At 37.8% G+C, this 22808-nt stretch carries 15 protein-coding genes and 1 tRNA gene; 11 read left to right on the top strand and 5 right to left on the bottom strand.

Annotation, left to right across the window (positions count from 1 at the left end; translation table 11 throughout):
* The first annotated feature begins 111 nt into the window (after positions 1–111).
* The 3 genes from HMPREF1495_RS00675 to HMPREF1495_RS00665 are packed head-to-tail and all read left to right on the top strand — an operon-like array spanning position 112 to position 2322.
* The gene (locus HMPREF1495_RS00675; protein ID WP_007594911.1) at positions 112–882 is read left to right on the top strand and encodes a ParA family protein; all 771 of its coding nucleotides are present in this window, start codon (positions 112–114) and stop codon (positions 880–882) included.
* A 2-nt stretch (positions 883–884) separates the two neighbouring features.
* A complete protein-coding gene (locus HMPREF1495_RS00670) occupies positions 885–1814 on the top strand; it encodes a ParB/RepB/Spo0J family partition protein (protein WP_034211189.1) in 930 nt (309 codons plus the stop codon).
* A 4-nt stretch (positions 1815–1818) separates the two neighbouring features.
* The gene (locus HMPREF1495_RS00665) at positions 1819–2322 is read left to right on the top strand and encodes a DUF4446 family protein (RefSeq protein ID WP_007594907.1); all 504 of its coding nucleotides are present in this window, start codon (positions 1819–1821) and stop codon (positions 2320–2322) included.
* 38 nt (positions 2323–2360) lie between these two features.
* Here HMPREF1495_RS00665 and HMPREF1495_RS00660 read toward each other — a convergent pair whose 3' ends face one another.
* Positions 2361–2903, bottom strand: a complete 543-nt coding sequence (locus tag HMPREF1495_RS00660) for a biotin transporter BioY (RefSeq protein WP_007594905.1) — start codon at positions 2901–2903, stop codon at positions 2361–2363.
* A gap of 497 nt (positions 2904–3400) precedes the next feature.
* Here HMPREF1495_RS00660 and HMPREF1495_RS00655 point away from each other — a divergent pair, with 497 nt between their 5' ends.
* The 5 genes from HMPREF1495_RS00655 (at position 3401) to tuf (ending at position 14527) form a co-directional block, all read left to right on the top strand.
* The gene (locus HMPREF1495_RS00655) at positions 3401–9838 is read left to right on the top strand and encodes a MucBP domain-containing protein (RefSeq protein ID WP_034211188.1); all 6438 of its coding nucleotides are present in this window, start codon (positions 3401–3403) and stop codon (positions 9836–9838) included.
* A gap of 220 nt (positions 9839–10058) precedes the next feature.
* Entirely contained in the window at positions 10059–10478 is a 420-nt protein-coding gene (gene rpsL / locus HMPREF1495_RS00650) for a 30S ribosomal protein S12 (protein ID WP_007594901.1), read from the top strand.
* Between the two features lie 140 nt (positions 10479–10618).
* A complete protein-coding gene (rpsG, locus tag HMPREF1495_RS00645) occupies positions 10619–11089 on the top strand; it encodes a 30S ribosomal protein S7 (RefSeq protein ID WP_007594900.1) in 471 nt (156 codons plus the stop codon).
* A 14-nt stretch (positions 11090–11103) separates the two neighbouring features.
* Positions 11104–13221, top strand: a complete 2118-nt coding sequence (gene fusA, locus HMPREF1495_RS00640) for an elongation factor G (protein WP_034211185.1) — start codon at positions 11104–11106, stop codon at positions 13219–13221.
* 106 nt (positions 13222–13327) lie between these two features.
* Positions 13328–14527, top strand: a complete 1200-nt coding sequence (gene tuf, locus HMPREF1495_RS00635; RefSeq protein WP_007594898.1) for an elongation factor Tu — start codon at positions 13328–13330, stop codon at positions 14525–14527.
* 116 nt (positions 14528–14643) lie between these two features.
* On the opposite strand, the gene HMPREF1495_RS00630 is transcribed toward tuf, so the two are convergent.
* From HMPREF1495_RS00630 to HMPREF1495_RS00615, 4 genes are all read right to left on the bottom strand, one after another.
* Positions 14644–15507, bottom strand: a complete 864-nt coding sequence (locus tag HMPREF1495_RS00630) for a DUF3881 family protein (protein WP_007594896.1) — start codon at positions 15505–15507, stop codon at positions 14644–14646.
* Entirely contained in the window at positions 15507–16043 is a 537-nt protein-coding gene (locus HMPREF1495_RS00625; RefSeq protein ID WP_007594886.1) for an acyl-CoA thioesterase, read from the bottom strand. The genes HMPREF1495_RS00630 and HMPREF1495_RS00625 overlap by 1 nt, the downstream gene beginning before the upstream one ends.
* Before the next feature lie 75 nt (positions 16044–16118).
* The gene (locus HMPREF1495_RS00620; RefSeq protein ID WP_034211183.1) at positions 16119–17420 is read right to left on the bottom strand and encodes a DUF1576 domain-containing protein; all 1302 of its coding nucleotides are present in this window, start codon (positions 17418–17420) and stop codon (positions 16119–16121) included.
* A gap of 173 nt (positions 17421–17593) precedes the next feature.
* Positions 17594–17673 (bottom strand) — tRNA-Leu (locus HMPREF1495_RS00615).
* A gap of 203 nt (positions 17674–17876) precedes the next feature.
* Here HMPREF1495_RS00615 and HMPREF1495_RS00610 point away from each other — a divergent pair.
* Genes HMPREF1495_RS00610 through carB form a run of 3 tightly spaced genes read left to right on the top strand, consistent with a single transcriptional unit; the run spans position 17877 to position 22776 of the window.
* Positions 17877–18464, top strand: a complete 588-nt coding sequence (locus HMPREF1495_RS00610; RefSeq protein ID WP_007594882.1) for a uracil-DNA glycosylase family protein — start codon at positions 17877–17879, stop codon at positions 18462–18464.
* Between the two features lie 51 nt (positions 18465–18515).
* A complete protein-coding gene (locus HMPREF1495_RS00605; protein ID WP_034211181.1) occupies positions 18516–19583 on the top strand; it encodes a carbamoyl phosphate synthase small subunit in 1068 nt (355 codons plus the stop codon).
* A gap of 1 nt (position 19584) precedes the next feature.
* The gene (carB, locus tag HMPREF1495_RS00600) at positions 19585–22776 is read left to right on the top strand and encodes a carbamoyl-phosphate synthase large subunit (protein WP_034211180.1); all 3192 of its coding nucleotides are present in this window, start codon (positions 19585–19587) and stop codon (positions 22774–22776) included.
* Positions 22777–22808 lie beyond the last annotated feature (32 nt).

Here is a 22808-nt window from a genome sequence, read left to right as displayed (position 1 = left end):
AGGAAATATATAGCTCTTTTCGGACAAAATAAAGAACTAAAATAATAAGAATAAAAATGTTTCACGGGAAACATAAATATAGAAAGGACAAGCAATTGCTTGAAGGATATTATGACAAAAATTATTTCATTTGCAAATCAAAAAGGTGGTGTAGGTAAAACTACTACTGCTGTTAATCTTTCAGCTGCTTTAGCGGAGGCAGGACAAAGTGTTTTGGCAATAGATTTTGATCCACAGGGGAATTTATCAAGTGGACTTGGAATAGATAAATTAAATACGGAAAAGACTATATATGAAGTTATTATAGGTGATGAAGATATAAATGATACCATACTAAATACCGAGGTGGAAAATCTTGATATTATTCCAAGTAATGTAGATTTATCCGGTGCGGAAATTGAGCTTTTGGAACTTGAAGACAGAGAAAGAACTTTGAGAAGAAAAATCAGTGAAATATATAAGCAGTATGATTATATATTAATTGACTGTCCACCAAGTTTGAGTCTTCTGACTATAAATGCTTTTATGGCATCTGACAGTGTGATTATTCCTATTCAATGTGAATATTACGCTCTTGAGGGATTAAACCAGATGCTTAGAACAGTAAATCTTATAAGAGAAAGACTGAATCCTACACTTGAAATTGAAGGCATTGTATTTACAATGTACGATGCAAGAAATAACTTAAGCGGACAGGTTATAGAAGGTGTTAAGAGCGTTATATCTGATGAGAATATTTTTGAAACTATAATACCGAGAAATGTTAAATTGGCGGAGGCTCCCAGCTTCGGTATGCCAATAACAGAATATGACACTACTTCAACCGGAGCACAGGCATATAGAATGTTGGCATCAGAAGTACTAAGTAAAAGCGGGAGGTAAAAATGGCAAAGAGAATGGCACTTGGAAAGGGAGCTGATGCTCTTCTTAGAAATATCAACGGAACCAAAGCGGCTATTGACGAAACAACTGACAGAAATATAGAAGAAGATGCAGGTAAAGGCGCCGGTGAGTTAATGGTGAAAATCTCATTGGTAGAGCCGAACAGAAATCAGCCCAGAAAGATGTTTGATAAGGAAAGCCTTGATGAACTTGCAAATTCGGTAAAACAATATGGAGTATTACAGCCTATATTGGTGAAAAAAGTAGGTAACAGATATGAAATAGTTGCCGGTGAAAGAAGGTGGAGAGCCGCACAGGCGGCAGGACTTTCAGAAGTTCCGGTAGTTGTCAGAGATTATGATGAGCAAAAAGCTAAGGAAATTGCTATTATAGAGAATATTCAGAGAACGGATTTGAACCCTATTGAAGAAGCTTTGGCATATAAAAGTTTGATTGAGGAATATAATTTGACTCAGGAAGAATTATCGGATAAGGTGGCAAAAAACCGCTCTACTATTACCAATTCTCTAAGACTTTTAAAACTCAGTAAAAATATACAGCAGTATATGATAGACGGGCAGATCTCTTCAGGACATGCAAGAGCTTTGTTAAGTCTTGAGGATGAAGGAAAAAGAGAATTGCTTGCTCTGGATATAATTAAGAGAAGTCTCAGTGTAAGAGATACTGAAAAAGCTGCAAAGGCTTTATCAAAAAAGAAAAAGGTGGATCTTGAAGAGTTAAGTAAGGGGGATGATGATACTGCAAGAGATTTATCTTTATTTTATAAGGAGTATGAAGACAGCATTCAGGGAGTTCTTGGAACGAAGGTGCATATAAACCAGAAAGATAAAAATAAAGGAAGAATAGAAATAGAATATTATTCTCAAGTAGAGCTTGATAGAATAATGGATATTTTTAAGACATTAGGATAAAAAGATGATAAATTTGACAATTGATAATAGAGTTTTGTTTGGCTTTATCCTGGTGGTGGCTATTTTTAACTTTATATTATTTATATCTATGGTAAAACATAGAGTAAAGTACAGAAGACTTTTCAAGAGTTATGATAATTTTATGGCGGGCAAATCTGCAAAGAATCTGGAGGATATTATAATTCTGCTTAGAAAAGATATCCGCAGTTTAAAAAGTGAAAGCAGATTAAACAGAGATGCCATAAGAGAGCTGAACAGACTTGAAAGAAACTGTCTGCAAAAAATGGGAATATTGAAATATGACGCATTTGAAGGGATGGGTGGTAAATTAAGTTTTGCACTTTGTCTTTTGGATTACAGAAATTCCGGATATATAATAAACAGTATTCACTCCAGAGAGACTACTTTTAATTATATAAAAATAGTTGAAAACGGTCAGACAGATCAGGTACTTACAGATGAAGAAAAAATAGTATTGGAGCAGGCTTTGGGCTATAGAGAAAGATAAAAATACGGCTATGAAAATCAAATTTCATAGCCGTATTTTTATATATTCAATTTATTCAATCTTTTACTTATCTCAGGTCCGATAATAGCTGCAACAGCAATTTTTATTGCATCTCCTATTAAGAACGGTACTACACATAATAATAGTGAAGCTATAAAGCCTTTTCCCTGTTGTAATGAAAACCACATTGTACCAAGGAAATAACAAATTCCAAGTCCGATTATCATCCCTATAATATCAAAGGCAATACCCTTCTTTAAATGAATAAAAACTGAACTTGCATATACTGTAAATAAAAATCCTATAATATACCCACCTGTAGGTCCAAGTACTTTTCCGATACCGCCTGAATATCCTGAAAAAACAGGCAATCCGAATATACCAAGTAATAAAAAGATAACTACCGATATAAGAGCTTCTACAGGTTCAAGTACATATGCAGTCAGATAGATTGCAAGTACGCCTAAAGAAATAGGTACCGGACTTATAAAAACAGGTACGGATATGGGTGATAAAATACATAGTATGGCTGTCATAAGCGATACTATGGCCATTTTCTTTATTGTAATAGTCTTTGCCATAAAAATCTCCTACTATAAAAATAAAATACAAGAAGATGATATTATAAAAAAGGATAATTGTCAACCTATAATATAACAAAGTTAACAATTTAAACAAAACCTATTTATTAAAATGATTAATATTGAAAAAATGTCAGGTACACCAAAGTAAAGATAAATATTGATTTGATAAAAACTTTCAGCATTCTACAAATGAATGAATAGAAAATCATCACAAAAAACAGTATATGATTATTTGTAAAAACCTAAGATGAAAAATATCTGTAGTTTTTCAAATAAATAATGCTATTTGCCAAAATTTTTGAATAGGTATGAAAAGAATAGAATTCATTTCTTTAAAATGTTATGCTATATAGGTGAAGAAATGTTTTAAAGAGTTACATGTTATATAAATTTTTGCTGAAATGTAGCTCTTTATTTAATGCAAAAGACTCGGTATTTAGACTTGAAACACGGCAAATATAGGGTGATAAAATAAAAAAATATGGAGGTGTATTTTGTTTAGGATTAGTAAAAAAGTAAATATTCTAATATTTACTATATTAACGATTCTTTTTTTGATATCAAAATTCTTCGCTATAGATACGTTGGCTATGGGTGGTGGAACTTCCGCTACTACGAATATATCGTATATTGAAGGAACTCAGACTACTTCCCTTCCGGGAAAGCCGGAATCGTATTATTTGAATGTAACTGTTTCAAGTGATACTTATACAGAACCGTATTCAATAATATATTTAAAAAGAAGTGAGTTTAATCAGCCAAGACCTGCTGATGTATCAGGCTCTCCTACTATAAAGAATGTGTCTGTGACATGGGATGCTGCATATTGGAAAATAAAAGTTATGTATAATATACTGGCACCGGGACCGATGGTATCGAATCCGTTCAGAGCCACTATGACAAGTCGTAAGTTTGCAAATGGTGAGACAGCTACATTAGAGACCAGACTTTTTACAAAGGATGGTGTAGAGCTTGCAAACAACACAAAGCAATTTACTGCAGAAACCTATGTTATGGGTGTAAACAGCCATGATGATGGAACTATTAGAGGCTGGAGTAGAGGTGGAACAGATACAAATGTGATTATATCCGATGATGAAACAGATGCAAACCACTCACATATAAAGAATGGATTTACAGATACCTGGTATACATATGCACAAAACGGTACAAAGCATGTAAATGATACAGAAATAACAGCCAGTAACTACGGTGCAGACAGAAGAAAGACAAGAACAATCCTTACTTTGCCATCAAGTATTATATGGGATCCGAGTCTACCGGATAATGCAGACTGGACATATGACCCTGTAGCGCATACCATAACAAAAGATATTGATATGCCGCCGGGTGCAATAAGCTATTTTACAAAGTTTACTGCAAAACATGACGGTACTCAAAGCGTAAATGCATCCAATTATACAACTGTTTATATACCACAGACCAACTATCTTATAAATGATGACGGTAGTGTGGATATGAGTACTGAAAGAAAATCAAGGGTTTATAAATCCTATAGATATGCTCAAAAGATTTATCTTTTTAAGTGGAATATATTCCCTGAAACAGATTCAAGCGGTCAGAACAATAATGGTGACAGATATGTACACTTAGGAGATAATGACGGTAAAAACAAATGGATGATAAATGTATCACAGTATTGGGGTGCTACTCCTGTTACAGGATCAACAGTAAAGTTTAAATCAATACTTGATACCCCTAATGAAATGGTGGATTTTACCGGTTATGGTTTCAGAGTTTGGGAATCAATGTTTGATGCGGCAAATCTTGCAAAGTTAAATCAAAATAAGCTTATAGGAATAAATGATGACGGCAGTGAAGAAGTTATTGCTACCAATATAAATTATACTCCTGTAACAAATAAGGTTGATTACTTTAAATGGGATACTGACCATTCTATGACAGCAAAGCATTATAAAGCAGTAAGACTTGATTTCAATGATGAGATAACTATTTCAGGTTATGCAGAAAACGCTGTCGGTTTATTTTTAGAGACAAAACTTACTCCTCAGGCAGTAACAACTATTGAAAACAGACTTGCTGCAGGACAGCTCTATACAGCATATAATAGAGGAAGGGTTCTTTCAAATACAGGAGACAGTATGAGAGACGCTGTGATAAGGAGACATTATCAAAGAGATTATGCAAAAATCAGAATGGATAAGCACTCACAGAATATCAATGGTAATCCTTCTCTTACAAATGTTCAATTAGGTGATAAGATAAATTATCATGTATATACGGTTTATGATGCATTTGTCGGTGTGGATAGAACTGTGCAAAATGCAAAGATTATATTCCTTGTGGATCCGGAGCTGGAGTTTGACAGTGCATTGCACCATAATTATCAGGCTCAATATAGATTTACCCTAAATACTACACCACAGAGAGTGGATAATTATAAGGGTACCGGAAAAACAGCATATGTGTTTGATTTAGATAATTTTACACTGCCAAAGAGAACAAGTACTTTCAGTGGTGTAGATAGATTGTATTTTAACTTTAAGCCTACTACCAGTCTTGAAGGCGGTGAACACACTGTAGAGTCATTTATGACATGGGATAATAACTCAACAGATGCAAGCGGTTTTGCTCCAAATACAGTATATTCAAGTGCAACTGTGGATTTCCTTGATAAGTATGATGCAAATAATAACGGAAGCACTACTGACAGACTTTCATACCAGAGCTTTAAGTTTAACTTTATTCCGCCAAGAGCAGTTATCTTAACAAAGAAGCAAAAGCTTACTACAGAGACAAATTATAACAGTGCTATCAATGCGGAGAGCGGCGATATAGTAGAGTACAAATTATCAGCATGGAATAACTCCATTGACAATGCCAGAGAACTCAATGTAATGGATATATTCCCATATGAAAACGATAAGGAAATAGTAAAAGACGAGCATGGAAACTATGTAGCCAGAGGCTCAAAGATGTATCCTGTTTTGCAAGGTCCGGTAACTGCACCTGCAGGCTATACAGTTTACTATTCTACAGACGCTCCGTCAGGAACAATAGAGGCAAATGCGGCAGCCAACTGGGTGCAGGCAGGAGCAATCACAGACTGGTCAAGCGTTACTATGTTTAAGGCTGTGATGAATACTTCTTATCAGTTGGTTCCGGGAAGTACGGACGTATTCACTTATAGAGTGAAGATACCTGAGACAAAGGAACTTGAAGCAGGTTCAAGTGCAAATAACTCAGTGGCTTCATGGTATGGAAACAATCTAAACGGTGCTTCAGAGTCACTTATCTCAAAGGTTACTATAAATAAATACATCATAGCCGGTAAGGCATACTATGATGTAGATGAAAACGGAAGCTTCAATACGGGAGATATTGTAGCGGCAAACAGACCTGTAAGACTTGTAAAGGTAGACGGCGGTGTTGAGACCGTTATAGATACAATAATTACAGATAATGACGGAAACTATACATTTAAAGATAAGATAAGTACTGAAGGTGATTATAAGGTATATATCGAGACCTTAGCCGGAGATATTATCAGACCTTTAAATGCAAGTACGGCAACAATGATAGGAAATGACTTTACCAATACAGTAAGTCTTCCGTCAAAGATGAAGGAAAATCAGGTACCTGTACCGAATGTAAACTGGGTAGAACTTGATGTTCCTCTTACAAGAACAAATACAAATAAAATAAAGAACTTGGGACTTAAGTCGGTATATACAAATCTTGTTGTAAAGCATATAAAGAGGGATGACAATACCGAACTTTCACCGACGGTAACAACAAGACAGCCAAACGGCACACCATATACAACAGTCCCTGTAACAGATAACTTCTATGAGGCGGAGACTCCACTTCCGACAAATGCAACCGGAGAGTATGGACTTACAGATACCACAGTAACTTACTACTATGTAAGAAAGGCTGCGGGAGATGTGACAGTGCATCACTATGAGGAGAATACTACAACAGAGCTTGCGACCACAGTAGTACAGTCCGGAGCAAATAAGCTTGGATTGGCATATACTACAAATGAGGAAACCATAAATAATTATGAGTTGGTAGCCCAGCCGGCAAATAAGAACGGAACCTTCACAGCAGCAGCTCAGACAGTGGATTACTACTATAGAAGAAAGAATGCAGGAAATATAACAGTTAAGTACTTGGAAACAGGTACAAATACTCAGTTACATGCAGATAAGATACTTGACGGAACAAAGAAGCTTGGTCTCCCATATTCAGAGAGTGCAGAAACAATAGCAAACTTTGACCTTGATACAACAAATCTTCCGACAAATGATAACGGAGTATATACTACAGCACCTATAACCATCACTTATTACTATAAGAGAAAGGATGCAGGAAATGTAGTAGCAAAGTATTTAGAGGATACAACAAATACGGTACTTGCAACTGAAGAGACACAAAACGGAGCAGGAAAGCTTGGACTCCCATATACTACAGTAGCAAAAACGGTAGCAAACTATGAGTTAACAGCAAATCCTGCAAATGCGACAGGAACATTTACTACAACAGAGCAGACAGTAAACTATGTATATAGAAGAAAGAATGCTGCAAATGTAATAGTAAAGCATCTGGAGCAGGGAAGTAACGCAGTGCTTTATCCTAATGAGGTATTGGACGGAACAGGAAAACTTGGATTACCGTACACAACACAGGCAAGAACAACGGCACAGCTTCCAAACTATGAATTGGTAGCGGGAGTTCCCGCATCGGTAACGGGAAGCTATATAGAGCAGGCAACACCTGTAGAGATAATATATCTTTATAAGAGACAGGATGCAGGTGATGTAACGGCAACATATGTAGATGATATAACAGGCGATGTACTTCATGCCCCTGTAGTACAAAGCGGTACAAATAAACTTGGTCTTGCTTATGATACAGATCAAAAGAGCTTTGCAAACTATAATCTTATAGCGGTACCTGCAAACAAATCCGGAACTTTCGGAACCGGAAATGTGCTTGTAGAATACAAATATAAGCGTGGAGATGCTGCAAATGTAAGAGTAAAGCATATAAATGCAATAACAGGAGCAAGCCTTGCCCCGGATGAAGTATTAAGCGGAACAGGAAGACTTGGACTTACTTATACAACAGCAGCAAAGACAGCAGCAGATTTACCAAACTATGAGCTTGTGGGCGGTATGCCTGCAAATGCAACAGGAACATACCAAACCGGAGCGGAAATAGTAGTAACCTATCGTTATCAGAGAGAGAATGCAGGAAATGTAATAGCAACATATACTGACGAAGCGGACGGAAGCGCACTTCATGCCCCTGTAGGACAAAGCGGAGACGGAATGCTCGGACTCCCATATGATACGGAGGTAAAGACCTTTGCAGACTATGATTTAGTAGCAGTACCTGCAAATAAATCAGGCACCTTCTCAAATACAAATGTAACGGTATCATATGTATACAGAAGAAGAGATGCCGGAGATGTAATTGTAAATCATATAGAGGTTGGAACAGGTGATGTATTATATGCCTCTACAATACTTAACGGTACAAGAAAGCTTGGCTTACCATACAGTACAAACAGTGAAAACATAAATCTATACGATCTTATAACAGTACCTGCAAATGCAACAGGAGTGTTTAATGTAGGAACACAGACAGTAAACTACGAGTATGCAAGAAAGAATGCGGGAGATGTAACAGTACATCATATATCAAAGTATGACGGAAGTGATCTTATAGCAAATGAAGTACTTGACGGAAGCAGAAAGCTTGGTCTTGCCTACAGCACAAGTATGGCTACAATACCTGACTATGAGATATTTAGCCTACCTGCAAATGCAAACGGAGTATACACAACTTCAAGCCAGAATGTAACTTATGTATATAAGAGAAAGGATGGAGGAGAAGTAAAAGCCGTATATGTAGATGAGGCCGGAGTAGAGCTTGCAAATGCTGAGAATATATCAGGAGTGGAAAATGCAGGCCTACCATATACAACAACAGCAAAGACAATAGCTCACTATGAAATTATAAGTATGCCTGCAAATGCAAGCGGAGTAATAACATCAAGTCCACAGACAGTAACTTATACATATAGAAGAAAAAACGGAGGAAACGTCAAAGTATTCTATGTGGATGAGGAAAGCGGAGAAGACTTGGTTTCACCAAAGGTAATAGACGGAGCAGGAAAGCTTGGCCTTAACTATACAACAGATGTAGAAACAATAGAAAATCTGGATTTAATAAGTATGCCTGCAAATGCAAGCGGAGTATTTACTGAGGATGAGCAAACAGTAGTGTATGTATATAGAAGAAAGAATGCCGGAAATGTAACAATCCATTATGTAGATCCGGCAGGAAGAAGCTTAAGTGCGGATGATGTATTAAACGGAAGCAGAAAACTTGGCTTACCATACAGTACAAGTGCAATAGAGATAAACGGCTATCACTTCTTAAGATCGGAAGGAAATACAGACGGAATCTTTAGAGTGGATGATCAGGAAGTAACATATGTATACTTAAAGGATCCAAGTGTAATCATAATACCAAACCCTCTGATACCTGCAACCCCAAGCAATGTAACAATACCGGGAGACAGAAACAATGATTACATCATAAGACCGAACAGAGCGACACCGTCAACAGCAACAAGATCAAATGCAGGAAGAGGAGGAAGTTCCGGAGGAAGCTCAAATGCAAATATAAGAGCTGAAAGAGTGGTACAGCTTATAGATTCAGGAATAAAGAAAGAGAATCCTGAAGATAAACCTATAGAAACTCCAAATGCACAGCCTGCAAACGTAGACAGACAGGTTGTCGCAAAAGGAAGTGCGGTAGGAAGAGAGAAGCTGCCTGTACCGAAGACAGAAGACAGAAACAATATATATATTTATCTGTTGATGCTTACAATATCTTTGACGGCCTTTGCAAGAGTAAAGAATAAGGAAGATTAAATCTTTTAAATAAGTCCCGGCTGAAAGGTCGGGACTTATTGTTACATTGTAAGAAAATAGTCAGATTTATCACAGGTAAATACAATTGACAATACAGATTTATTTTAGTAGAATTAAATACTGTGTAAGTAGGCGATGATATTTGCACATACAGTGAATAGGCGATGATGTTCACTAAAACAAAAATGTAAAGCAACCAATAAAAAAGGAGGAAAAAGGAATGCCAACATTTAACCAGTTAGTTAGAAAAGGCAGACAGACTTCAGTTAAAAAGTCTACAGCTCCTGCTCTTCAGAAGGGATTCAACTCACTTCACAAGAAGTCAACCGATATCTCTTCACCACAGAAAAGAGGAGTTTGTACAGCTGTTAAGACTGCAACACCTAAGAAGCCTAACTCAGCGCTTCGTAAGATTGCCAGAGTTCGTCTTTCTAACGGAATCGAAGTAACAAGCTATATCCCGGGAGAGGGACATAACCTTCAGGAGCATAGCGTTGTGCTTATCCGTGGAGGTAGAGTAAAGGACTTGCCAGGTACAAGATACCATATTATTCGTGGTACTTTAGATACTGCAGGTGTCGCTAACAGAAAACAGGCTCGTTCAAAGTACGGTGCTAAGAGACCAAAAGATAAGAAATAAGAAAAAAGCTAGTCTTTTAAAAGAAAGCAAAGCTTTCAAATTAGATAGTGCCGATTTTTTGTTGGTTGCAAAAAATATAGGCACGAGGACGCAAAAAGCGAGTACCTGAGATCTAATTAAATATTAAGGAGGGAAGAAACGTGCCACGTAAAGGACATACACTAAAAAGAGATGTATTAGCAGATCCTTTATACAATAACAAGGTAGTTACAAAGCTTGTAAATACTATCATGTTAGACGGTAAGAAGGGTGTTGCACAGAAGATTGTGTACGGAGCATTTGATAAGGTTTCCGATAAGACAGGAAAGGATCCTGTAGAGGTTTTCGAGGAAGCTATGAACAATATCATGCCTGTACTTGAGGTAAAAGCGAGAAGAATCGGTGGAGCTACATATCAGGTTCCTATCGAGGTAAGACCTGAGAGAAGACAAGCTCTTGCTCTTAGATGGCTTACATTCTTTTCAAGAAAAAGAGGCGAGAAGACACAGATCGATCGTCTTGCAAATGAGATAATGGATGCAGCAAACAACACAGGTGCTGCAGTGAAGAGAAAAGAAGATATGCATAAGATGGCAGAGGCTAATAAGGCATTTGCTCATTATAGATTCTAATAGGAGGAAACCAATTGGCTGGAAGAGAATATCCTTTAGAGAGAACCAGAAATATTGGTATCATGGCTCATATAGATGCCGGTAAAACCACACTTACTGAGCGTATCCTATATTATACTGGTGTAAATTATAAGATCGGTGATACCCATGAGGGTACCGCTACAATGGACTGGATGGAGCAGGAGGCAGAGAGAGGTATTACAATTACTTCAGCTGCTACAACTTGCCACTGGACATTACAGGAATTTAACAAAGTAAAGCCGGGTGAGAAGGAAAATCGTATAAACATTATCGATACTCCGGGACACGTTGACTTTACAGTAGAGGTAGAGAGATCACTTCGTGTACTTGACGGTGCGGTAGGTGTATTCTCTGCAAAAGAAGGTGTAGAGCCACAGTCTGAAAATGTATGGAGACAGGCGGATACATATCATGTACCTAGAATGGCATTCATCAATAAGATGGACGTTATGGGTGCTGATTATTATGCAGCTGTAGAGCAGATTCATACAAGACTTGGTAAAAACACAATCATGCTTCAGATTCCTATCGGAAAAGAAGATGATTTCAAGGGAATTGTAGATCTTTTCGAAATGAAAGCTTATATTTACAATGACGACAAGGGTGATGACATATCTATCGTTGATATACCGGATGAGATAAAAGACGAAGCTGAGTTATACCATGGGGAACTTGTTGAAAAGATTTGTGAGCTTGATGACGAACTTACTATGATGTACCTTGAGGGTGAGGAGCCTTCAGTAGAACAGCTTAAGGCTGCTCTCAGAAAGGGAACTTGTGAGAACAGGGCAATCCCTGTATGTTGCGGTACAGCTTATCGTAACAAAGGTATTCAGAAGCTTATTGATGCTATAGTTGAATTCATGCCTGCACCGACAGATATCCCTGCAATTAAGGGTGTTGACCTTGACGGTAATGAAATTGAGAGACATTCATCAGATGAGGAGCCTTTCTCAGCTTTGGCATTTAAGATTATGACAGATCCTTTCGTAGGAAAGTTGGCATATTTCAGAGTTTACTCAGGAACACTTAACGGTGGTTCATATGTACTCAACGCTACAAAGGGTAAGAAGGAGAGAGTCGGTCGTATCCTTCAGATGCATGCAAATAAGAGAACAGAAATTGACAAGGTTTACTCAGGAGATATCGCAGCTGCTGTAGGATTTAAGCTTACAACAACAGGTGATACAATCTGTGACGAACAGCATCCTGTAATCCTTGAGTCAATGGAATTCCCTGAGCCGGTTATCGATATCGCTATCGAGCCAAAGACAAAGGCAGGTCAGGCAAAGATGATCGATGCACTTGCTAAGCTGGCTGAGGAAGATCCTACATTCAGAGTTAAGACAGATACTGAAACAGGACAGACCATTATATCAGGTATGGGTGAGCTTCACCTTGAGATTATCGTAGACAGACTTCTTAGAGAGTTTAATGTAGAAGCAAATGTAGGTGCACCACAGGTTGCTTATAAGGAAACATTTACTAAGGCTGTTGACGTTGATTCCAAGTATGCAAGACAGTCAGGTGGACGTGGTCAGTACGGTCACTGTAAAGTTAAGTTTGAACCGATGGATCCGAACGGAGAAGAGACATTCAAGTTCGAGTCAACCGTTGTCGGTGGTGCTATTCCTAAGGAATATATACCTGCAGTCGGCGAGGGTATCGAGGAGGCTACAAAGTCAGGTATCCTTGGAGGATTCCCGGTACTCGGTGTACATGCAAATGTATATGACGGTTCATACCATGAAGTCGATTCATCAGAAATGGCATTCCATATAGCAGGTTCTATGGCATTCAAGGATGCTATGAGCAAGGCCGGTGCTGTACTTCTTGAGCCTATCATGAAGGTCGAAGTAACAATGCCTGAGGAGTACATGGGTGATGTTATCGGTGATATCAACTCAAGAAGAGGTCGTATAGAGGGTATGGAGGATATCCCAAGCGGTAAGCAGGTAAATGCATTTGTTCCGCTTTCAGAGATGTTCGGTTACTCAACAGACCTTCGTTCAAGAACTCAGGGTCGTGGAAACTACTCTATGTTCTTTGAAAAATATGAGCAGGTTCCAAAGTCTGTTCAAGAAAAAGTTCTTAATGATAAGAAATCTTAAAAACCCGGGTTGAGAAAGTTTATTAACTTGCTAAATCCTGGCTAATACTATATAATAAAACAAAATTTACTATTAATTTTAGGTTTAATTCAAGGAGGAATTAACAATGGCAAAGTCAAAATTTGATAGAACAAAGCCTCATGCTAACATTGGTACAATCGGACACGTAGATCACGGTAAAACAACTCTTACAGCAGCTATCTCAAAGGTTCTTGCTACAAGATTACCTTCAGAGACAAACAAGATCGTTGATTTCGATAAGATCGACAAGGCTCCTGAGGAGAAAGAGAGAGGTATCACAATCTCAACATCTCATATCGAGTATGAGACAGAGAAGAGACACTATGCACACGTTGACTGTCCCGGACACGCTGACTATGTAAAGAACATGATCACAGGTGCTGCACAGATGGACGGAGCTATCCTTGTAGTTGCTGCTACAGACGGTGTTATGGCTCAGACAAGAGAGCATATCCTTCTTTCAAGACAGGTAGGTGTTCCATATATCGTTGTATTCATGAACAAGTGTGATATGGTTGACGATGAGGAGCTTCTTGAGCTCGTAGAGATGGAGATCAGAGATCTTCTTAACGAGTATGAGTTCCCTGGTGATGATACACCTATCGTTCAGGGTTCAGCTCTTAAGGCTCTTGAGGATCCAAACGGTGAGTGGGGTGATAAGATCATGACACTTATGGATTCTGTTGACAGCTATATTCCTGATCCTGAGAGAGAGACAGATAAGCCATTCCTTATGCCTGTTGAGGACGTATTTACAATTACAGGTCGTGGTACAGTTGCTACAGGTAGAGTAGAGAGAGGTACACTTAACCTTAACGATACAGTAGAGATTCTTGGTATCCATGAGGATAAGAAGTCAACTGTTGTTACAGGTATCGAGATGTTCAGAAAGCTTCTTGATCAGGCTCAGGCCGGAGATAACATCGGTGCACTTCTTAGAGGTGTTCAGAGAACAGAGATCGAAAGAGGTCAGGTTCTTGCTAAGCCGGGTTCAGTAACTTGCCATAAGAAGTTCACAGCTCAGGTTTACGTTCTTACAAAGGACGAGGGTGGACGTCATACACCTTTCTTCAACAACTATCGTCCACAGTTCTACTTCAGAACAACAGATATTACAGGTGTTTGTAACCTTCCTGCAGGTACAGAAATGTGCATGCCTGGTGACAACGTAGAGATGACTATCGAGCTTATCCATCCTGTTGCTTGCGAGCAGGGTCTTAGATTCGCTATCCGTGAGGGTGGTAGAACAGTAGGTTCAGGTAGAGTTGCATCTATCATCGAGTAATTTAAAATAGAACAAAGGGTATTATATCGGTTATACAGTGATGTATCAGGGATGGTACTAGGTAATCTATAATACCTGCGTATAAAAAAGGGACTCCCGAAGGAGTCCTTTTTTGTTTAAATATTTATTTTACCATGCAGCCATACATTGCCTTTAAAACGTCGTCCTATTCGGGCTTCGCCCTGTAAATCATCCTTTTTTATAGCTACCGTAAATATAATATCACCGGATTCTATTTTAAGAAGCAATACACTTTCTCCGGTAATGGAATTTTCTTCCTGACTTATATCCAAAATATTGCCTATAATACTATACATATCGGTTTCCATACCGAAGGGCATAAAGAGAGTATCCACTATACTGTAGAGGTCTTCATTTTGTATTCTTGTATTTAAAGTGGTGTAAGTAATCAAATCATCGGTGGATAGGGTATCTATAGCGGCTTCATCCCCCAGTTTTGCTGCTTCTATAAGCATATTTCTGTTCATAAGCTTCTGCTTTGAGATTTCCATCTGTGCCAAGGTCTTTTTTATCGGTAATAATATTTTTCCGTCTGCGCAGAATCCGTAAAGAACGGTTGACTTTATTCTTGTACTTATATTGTCCAGATAGTCAAAGCTGTTTGAAAGTCTGAATATCAAAGACATACCAAGTCTGTTATCATCAATCATACCTGAATAAAAAGTACTGTCTATATGTCTTTCAATGCTGCATTTGGCAGTAGAACTGACAGCAGTATCTTTTATATAGGGAAAATAACCTTCTCTGACAAAGATACCGAGATTTTCGAGATAACCGAATATACAAAGTCCGAGTGAAGGAGAGATATTCTTTCGTATCTCCCAGAGTCTTTCTTTTTCAGTAGTGACTATAATCTTTGCAGATGCTATATTTTCTCTCTGAATCTTATCCAGAAGTTCCCTGACTTCCGTCTTCTTTTTATACATTGAGAAACCGATGCTTCTTATATAATTTTGCATTATATTCCCTCTTTTCTACGGGATTTTCTTATTTCGTTTCTTTTTTCACCGGCAAACCATTCACGTTTTTCTATATCGGTTTCAGGTATAAGTCTCGGTACTCTTGAAGGTTTTTCATCTTTTAATGCCACATATACCAGATATGCCGTATTTACAAGCGATCTGTGACCGGTGGCAAGATCCTCAACATAGCTGTTTACTCTGACTTCCATAGTGCTGTTTCCTACGTGAGTTACATTCGAAATAAGAATGGCAATATCACCAAGGTGCAAGGGCTTGGCAAAATGTATATTGTCAATGGCAACAGTGGAAACAGGCATATTGCAATGTCTCTTTGCTGCAAGGGCGCCTGTAAGGTCTATCCATGAGAGCAGATCTCCTCCAAAGAGTCTGCCTGCCGCATTTAAATACCTTGGACTGACTTGATAGGCCTGTTCACATGCCGACTCTTTTACGGTTTTTGTAATATCACCGGGTTTTATACCGTCATTCCATGGTGAAAGATTTTGAATCATATCATCAGTTATATTTTCCATATTTACTCCTGTTTAAAATTTATAGGCTTTTAATTTATAATAAATTTATTATAAACTAAAGCCTATACTTAATAACTACGATTTATTTAATTTTTTTTCTTTATCATTTTTTCTTTTTTCAATAATCGACTCTATGACAGGAACCATGAAAATAGCTACGATACCGCCTGCAAAGCCGTTATTGTAAAGATTCAATCCCTTATAAACAATACCTACATTTAAAGCTACCGATGAATGTATAAAACCTGCTATAAGCCCTGCTATAATACCGAACTCTCCTGCAATAGGTGCGAGAGTGGTGGAAAGAAGGAGGGTAAGTGTAGGTGCCGGATCATTGATATACCATTGTTTTAAGAATGCCGAGAAGCATACACCCACCATTACAGGTAGGATATTTCTCATATGTTTACCTGCCGGAGAAAATCCTACAATTGTAAATATAGATCCGATAGTAGGTCCGTTTAAATCACCTTTTGTAAACAAGACAAATAAAGTAGCAATTATTCCGTTTGCAGCCATATTAAAGATATATACGGCATCTGAATATTCGTGTTTATAAGTTCCATGCACTCCGGTTTCTTTTAAAAGATTGAAGTATGAAGGTATTAATTTTTTGCCGTCAAGTATTATTGCAAGTATAATCATATATGAAAACAGTACAAACAGTGCAACCGCAAAAAGCGGAGTATGTGATCTGTCCCAGATAAGTCTTGTTTCAATATCTATACCGAAAGAGCGGAATATGGATACAAGCACTGTAGCTATAATACCTGATGAAAATCCTACATTGTAAAGAGAATATCCCTTATGTGAAGATTTTACATGAATGGATATAGGAAGCAATACATATCCTATAAGAAGTCCGGTAATACTTGCAATAATGATTTCAATTACAGGATTACTATGCAAGGTCTGCATTACCAAAGTAATTGCAGGTGAAAGGCTGGTTCCGTATAATCCATAATAGATATATTTCTTAAGTGAATATCCATGCAGTTTGGCATAAATAAAGAATCCGAAGAGTATCAGCCAAATATTTACCACGTTCTTTCCAAAGAGCGAGAAACCGAAAATAAGGTAGGAACTCACAACAATATGTCTGTCAAACTCTACCTTAAAATGGTGTAAAAGGAAAAGTAAAATAAGTGTGAGCGTTCCTGCATTAAAAAATGCCGCACCTATTCCTCCGACAACAATATAATCTGTAATCAAAAGGTCGGGTTGTATGATTATCTGCCATAATCCCGGTAAGATTTCATCTATCGGGGAAAAAATCAATGCAAAAACCATAAAATAAATAGGTACTGTAGAGATGAGCAAAAATCTCTGAGTATAAGTTAATGTTTTGGTGGCTCTGTAATGATCCAAAAACGCCATAAGAAACTCCCGTTTCAGGATTGCAATTAGTTATTTTTGTATGCTATCCTCTATCTTTTTTATTATAATTATAATTAATACAGGATAGTTTAGTCAAATGTTTTAGTCGGTATAAAGAAAAATATAAGAAATTTACAATATTAAAAAAGCTGCTACATAAGTAACAGCTTTACTGCGGGTGACAGGACTTGAACCTGCACGGTCGCCCACAAGAACCTAAATCTTGCGTGTCTGCCAATTCCACCACACCCGCATACTTGAAAAATTATACTTTAAAACAAAATTGATGTCAATAATAATGTAGAATATCAATCTGTATTTTTTTTAGAATTACGAATTTATTTTCAGTTTGAAAATCTCTATTTTATGGCATATCATATATGAAGATGTGTACGGGAGTATATGCGCTGCAAGACAAATGTTGATAGTCATTTTTAAATGTGGATAAGGAGACTTATGTTTTCAGGAAATGTTCAAAAGATATTTGATGAGATAATGTCGGACAAGGAAAATGAAAAATTTACAAAAGCCGGAATAGAGCCGCTGTTTTCGGCACCGGAGAATGCCAGAGTAATGATTGTAGGTCAGGCTCCGGGAATCAAAGCACAGGAGGCCGGAAAGTACTGGTTTGATAAAAGCGGTGACAGGCTAAGAGAATGGATGGGGGTAGATGAAAAGACTTTTTATGAATCTGATATCTTCGCCATTGTACCGATGGACTTTTATTATCCAGGAAAAGGTAAAAGCGGAGATTTACCTCCAAGAAAAGATTTTGCAGCCAAGTGGCATCCAAAAATATTAAAAGAATTATCTAAAGTTGATCTAATTATTCTAATAGGACAATACGCTCAGAAATACTATTTGGGCGATAAAGAAAAGTCCAATCTGACAGAGACCGTAAAAGCATATAATGAATACTTACCGAAGTATTTACCTATAGTACATCCTTCACCAAGGAATATGATATGGCTGAAGAAAAATCCGTGGTTTGAAGAAGATGTAGTACCGATTCTAAAAAATAAAATCAAAGAATATCTGAAGTAATAAACCAAATAAAACATTTCAAATTTAACAATATTTTTAGTCGAGGGAAAAATGAAAGCATATCTGATTTTGGAAGATGGAAGTATGTATGAGGGAAAAAGTGTCGGGGCTGATAAGAATGTGGTCAGTGAAATAGTGTTTAATACCTCCATGACAGGGTATTTGGAGGTATTGACCGACCCGTCATATGCCGGACAGGCTGTTGTTATGACATATCCGTTGATTGGAAACTACGGTGTTTGTTATGACGATAAAGAATCAAATAGACCGTGGGTAGACGCATTTATAGTAAGAGAATTATCTGAGTTCGCATCTAATTTCAGGAATGAAGACAGTGTTCAAAATTTATTAAAATCAAATAATATTCCATGTATTAGCGGTATTGATACCAGAGATTTGACAAAGAGGCTTAGAGAGTATGGAACTATGAACGGGATGATAGTATGTGAATCATCTTTTGACATGGCTCAAATCACTCAAAGGATAAATGAATACAGAGTAAAGGGAGTGGTAAAGAAAACCTCTACAGAAAAAATATATACTCTACCGGGAAATAAAAAGAGGGTTGTTTTGATGGATTTCGGAGCCAAAAAAAGCATTGCAAAAGAACTGCAAAAAAGAGGTTGTGAAGTAATAGTTGTGCCATATGATACATGTGCAGCGGATATAATAAATTTAAGACCTGACGGTATTATGTTAAGCAACGGTCCAGGAGACCCTAAGGAAAATACAGCTATAATAAAAGAAATAAAAAAGCTTTATGATACTGATATTCCGATATTTGCAATCTGCCTCGGGCATCAACTTATGGCATTGGCAACAGGTGCCGATACGTATAAATTAAAGTACGGACATAGAGGCGGAAATCATCCGGTAAAGGATTTGGAAACCGGAAGAACATACATATCTTCACAAAATCACGGATATGCGGTGGATGAGAGTACATTAGACAAAAATGTATGTGTGCCGGCATTTATAAATGTAAATGATTCAACAAATGAGGGATTAAGATATATAAATAAGAATATATTTACTGTTCAATACCATCCTGAGGCAAGCCCCGGACCCGGAGACAGTTCATATTTGTTTGATAAGTTTATGAAGATGATGGAGGACTGACATGCCGAAAAATAAAGATATTAAAAAAGTATTGGTGATAGGTTCGGGACCGATAGTAATAGGACAGGCCGCCGAGTTTGACTATGCAGGTACTCAGGCCTGCCTTTCTTTAAAGGAAGAGGGAGTGGAGGTTGTATTGATAAATTCAAATCCTGCCACAATAATGACGGACAAGGATATTGCAGACAGGGTGTATATAGAGCCTTTGACTACGGATTATATAAAAGAGATTATAAGAAGAGAGAAACCTGATTCGGTATTACCGACTCTTGGAGGTCAGGCGGGGCTTAATCTGGCAATGGAGCTTTATGAAGAGGGATTTTTTGAAAATGAGAATGTTAAACTGATAGGTACTACGGCATTAACCATAAAAAAGGCGGAAGACAGAGATACATTTAAGCAAACCATGGAAAAGATAGGAGAACCCATAGCCGCATCAAATGTGGTTGAGGACGTTGAAAGCGGAATAAACTATGCAAAGTCTCTTGGTTATCCTGTGGTATTAAGACCTGCATATACTCTGGGAGGATCCGGAGGAGGCATAGTATACAATGAAAAAGAGCTTAGAGAAACTCTTGAAAACGGACTCAGACTCTCAAGGGTGGGTCAGGTACTTGTAGAAAGATGTATTGCCAGTTGGAAAGAAATAGAGTATGAGGTAATGCGTGACGGTATAGGTAATGTTATCACTGTCTGCAATATGGAAAATATAGATCCTGTGGGAGTACATACCGGAGATTCAATAGTGGTGGCACCGAGTCAGACTCTTGGTGATAAGGAATATCAAATGCTTAGAAGCTCGGCTTTAAATATCATCACAGAGCTTGAAATCACAGGAGGATGCAATGTTCAGTACGCCTTGAATCCCGAAAGCCTTGAATACTGTGTAATAGAAGTAAATCCGAGAGTTTCAAGATCCTCAGCTCTTGCAAGTAAAGCAACAGGATATCCGATAGCAAAGGTGGCGGCAAAAATTGCACTTGGATATACTTTGGATGAAATAAAAAATGCCGTAACAAAAAAGACCTGTGCGGCATTTGAACCTATGCTTGATTATGTGGTTGTTAAGATGCCAAGGCTGCCGTTTGACAAGTTTATAAGTGCAAAGAGAGTTCTTGGTACACAGATGAAGGCAACCGGTGAGGTGATGAGCATATGCACCAATTTTGAAGGTGCTCTTATGAAGGCAATACGCTCACTGGAGCAACATGTAGACAGTCTTTTAAGCTATGACTACAGCGGTTTTGATACAGCCGGTTTAAAAGAAGAGCTCAAAAAAGTAGATGATAAGAGGATATGGGTAATTGCCGAAGCACTCAGAAAAGGAATTTCATTTGATGAGATATATAAGATAACAAAAATTGATAATTGGTTTATTTCAAAAATCTTCAATATTGTAAAGATGGAAAAGAGGCTGTCATGTGAAAGCCTTGAAAAAGAGCTTTTAAGGGAGGCAAAAAGGCTTGAATTTACAGATAAACTTATAGGAATACTCTCAGGAAAAAATGAAGAGGATATAAAGAATCTAAGGCTTAAGTTAGGCATAAGAGCGGCTTATAAGATGGTTGATACCTGCGCCGGAGAGTTTGAGGCACAAACACCTTATTATTATTCCTGCTATGACGGAGTAAATGAGGCAAAATCAAATAAAAAGAAAAAAGTACTTGTACTTGGATCGGGTCCTATAAGAATCGGACAGGGAATAGAGTTTGACTTTTGCAGTGTACATTGCACTCTAGAGTTTAGAAAAAGGGGGTATGAGACCGTTATAATAAATAACAATCCCGAAACTGTAAGTACGGACTTTGATATTGCAGACAAGCTTTACTTTGAGCCTCTTACACCTGAAGATGTTGAAAGTATAGCGGATATAGAAAAACCTGACGGTGCTGTGGTGCAATTTGGAGGGCAGACTGCAATTAAGCTGACGGAAAGCCTGATAAAAATGGGAGTAAAGATACTTGGCACAGATGCAAAGGATGTGGATGCCGCAGAGGACAGAGAGCTTTTTGATAAAATACTTGGAGAATGTGAAATCCCCAGACCAAGCGGAGAAACTGTATATACGGTTAAAGATGCACTGGAGGCGGCAGGCAGACTCGGATATCCGGTGCTTGTAAGACCTTCTTATGTACTTGGAGGTCAGGGTATACAAATAGCAATAAATGACAGCGATACTAAGGAGTACATTGATATTATAAACAGAATCGCACAGGATCATCCTATACTGGTAGATAAATATATTGTAGGAAAAGAAATAGAGGTGGATGCCATATGTGACGGAGAGGATATACTTATTCCGGGGATTATGGAACATATAGAAAGAGCAGGAGTACATTCAGGCGATTCTGTAAGTGTATATCCGGTACAGACCTTAAGTCTTGCTATAAAGGATAAGATAGCTTTTTATACCAAGAGGTTGGCTAAGGCTTTACATGTAAAGGGGATGATAAATATACAGTTCATTGTTGACGGTGAGAAGGTTTATGTTATAGAGGTAAATCCGCGTTCATCAAGAACCGTTCCATATATCAGTAAAGTGACAGGTATACCTGTAATATCTATTGCAACAGGAGTGATATGCGGAGAAAAATTAAGTGATATGGGATTTGGAACAGGGCTTGCAAAGGAATCAAAATTAACAGCTATAAAGATGCCGGTATTTTCTTTTGAAAAGATAAAGGGAGCAGATATTTCTCTGGGGCCTGAGATGAAATCCACAGGTGAATGTTTAGGTATAGGAAAAAGTTTTAATGAAGCTTTGTATAAGGCTTTTGTAGGAGCCGGAATAAGATTGCCGAGGCATAAGAAAATGATTATTACAGTCAGAGACAGCGAAAAGGCTGAAACCGTGGAAATTGCCAAAAGATTTTCCGATCTCGGATATACGATATATTCCACAAGCGGTACGGCAAAGTTTTTAAATGAAAGAGGAATTAATGCAATTTATGTAAGAAAGCTTGAGGAGGAGGGTCCGAATATACTGGATCTTATACTAAGTCATGAGATAGACCTTGTCATAGATATACCTAAACAGGGAGTGGCAAGAAGTAAAGACGGATTTATAATAAGAAGAAATGCCATAGAGACCGGAGTGAATGTGCTCACCTCACTTGATACTGCAAAAGTGCTGGTAAGTTCTTTGGAAAACAAAGAGCAAAAAACAGATGTAGTGGATATTACAAAGCTGTAAGTACACAGACGGCTTAAAGCTGTAAAACCACT

It is taken from the genome of Lachnoanaerobaculum sp. MSX33, assembly GCF_000512995.1.
Taxonomy (GTDB): Bacteria; Bacillota; Clostridia; order Lachnospirales; family Lachnospiraceae; genus Lachnoanaerobaculum.
Note: the sequence above shows the minus strand (reverse complement) of the source record. Positions and strands in the feature narration are given on the sequence as shown.

Bases quoted from the DNA above. Each gene is read 5' to 3' on its own strand.
- HMPREF1495_RS00675 (WP_007594911.1), top strand. From the start codon at position 112: ATGACAAAAATTATTTCATTTGCAAATCAAAAAGGTGGTGTAGGTAAA.
- HMPREF1495_RS00670 (WP_034211189.1), top strand. From the start codon at position 885: ATGGCAAAGAGAATGGCACTTGGAAAGGGAGCTGATGCTCTTCTTAGA.
- HMPREF1495_RS00665 (WP_007594907.1), top strand. From the start codon at position 1,819: ATGATAAATTTGACAATTGATAATAGAGTTTTGTTTGGCTTTATCCTG.
- HMPREF1495_RS00660 (WP_007594905.1), bottom strand. From the start codon at position 2,903: ATGGCAAAGACTATTACAATAAAGAAAATGGCCATAGTATCGCTTATG.
- rpsL (WP_007594901.1), top strand. From the start codon at position 10,059: ATGCCAACATTTAACCAGTTAGTTAGAAAAGGCAGACAGACTTCAGTT.
- tuf (WP_007594898.1), top strand. From the start codon at position 13,328: ATGGCAAAGTCAAAATTTGATAGAACAAAGCCTCATGCTAACATTGGT.
- HMPREF1495_RS00630 (WP_007594896.1), bottom strand. From the start codon at position 15,507: ATGCAAAATTATATAAGAAGCATCGGTTTCTCAATGTATAAAAAGAAG.
- HMPREF1495_RS00625 (WP_007594886.1), bottom strand. From the start codon at position 16,043: ATGGAAAATATAACTGATGATATGATTCAAAATCTTTCACCATGGAAT.
- HMPREF1495_RS00620 (WP_034211183.1), bottom strand. From the start codon at position 17,420: ATGGCGTTTTTGGATCATTACAGAGCCACCAAAACATTAACTTATACT.
- HMPREF1495_RS00610 (WP_007594882.1), top strand. From the start codon at position 17,877: ATGTTTTCAGGAAATGTTCAAAAGATATTTGATGAGATAATGTCGGAC.
- HMPREF1495_RS00605 (WP_034211181.1), top strand. From the start codon at position 18,516: ATGAAAGCATATCTGATTTTGGAAGATGGAAGTATGTATGAGGGAAAA.
- carB (WP_034211180.1), top strand. From the start codon at position 19,585: ATGCCGAAAAATAAAGATATTAAAAAAGTATTGGTGATAGGTTCGGGA.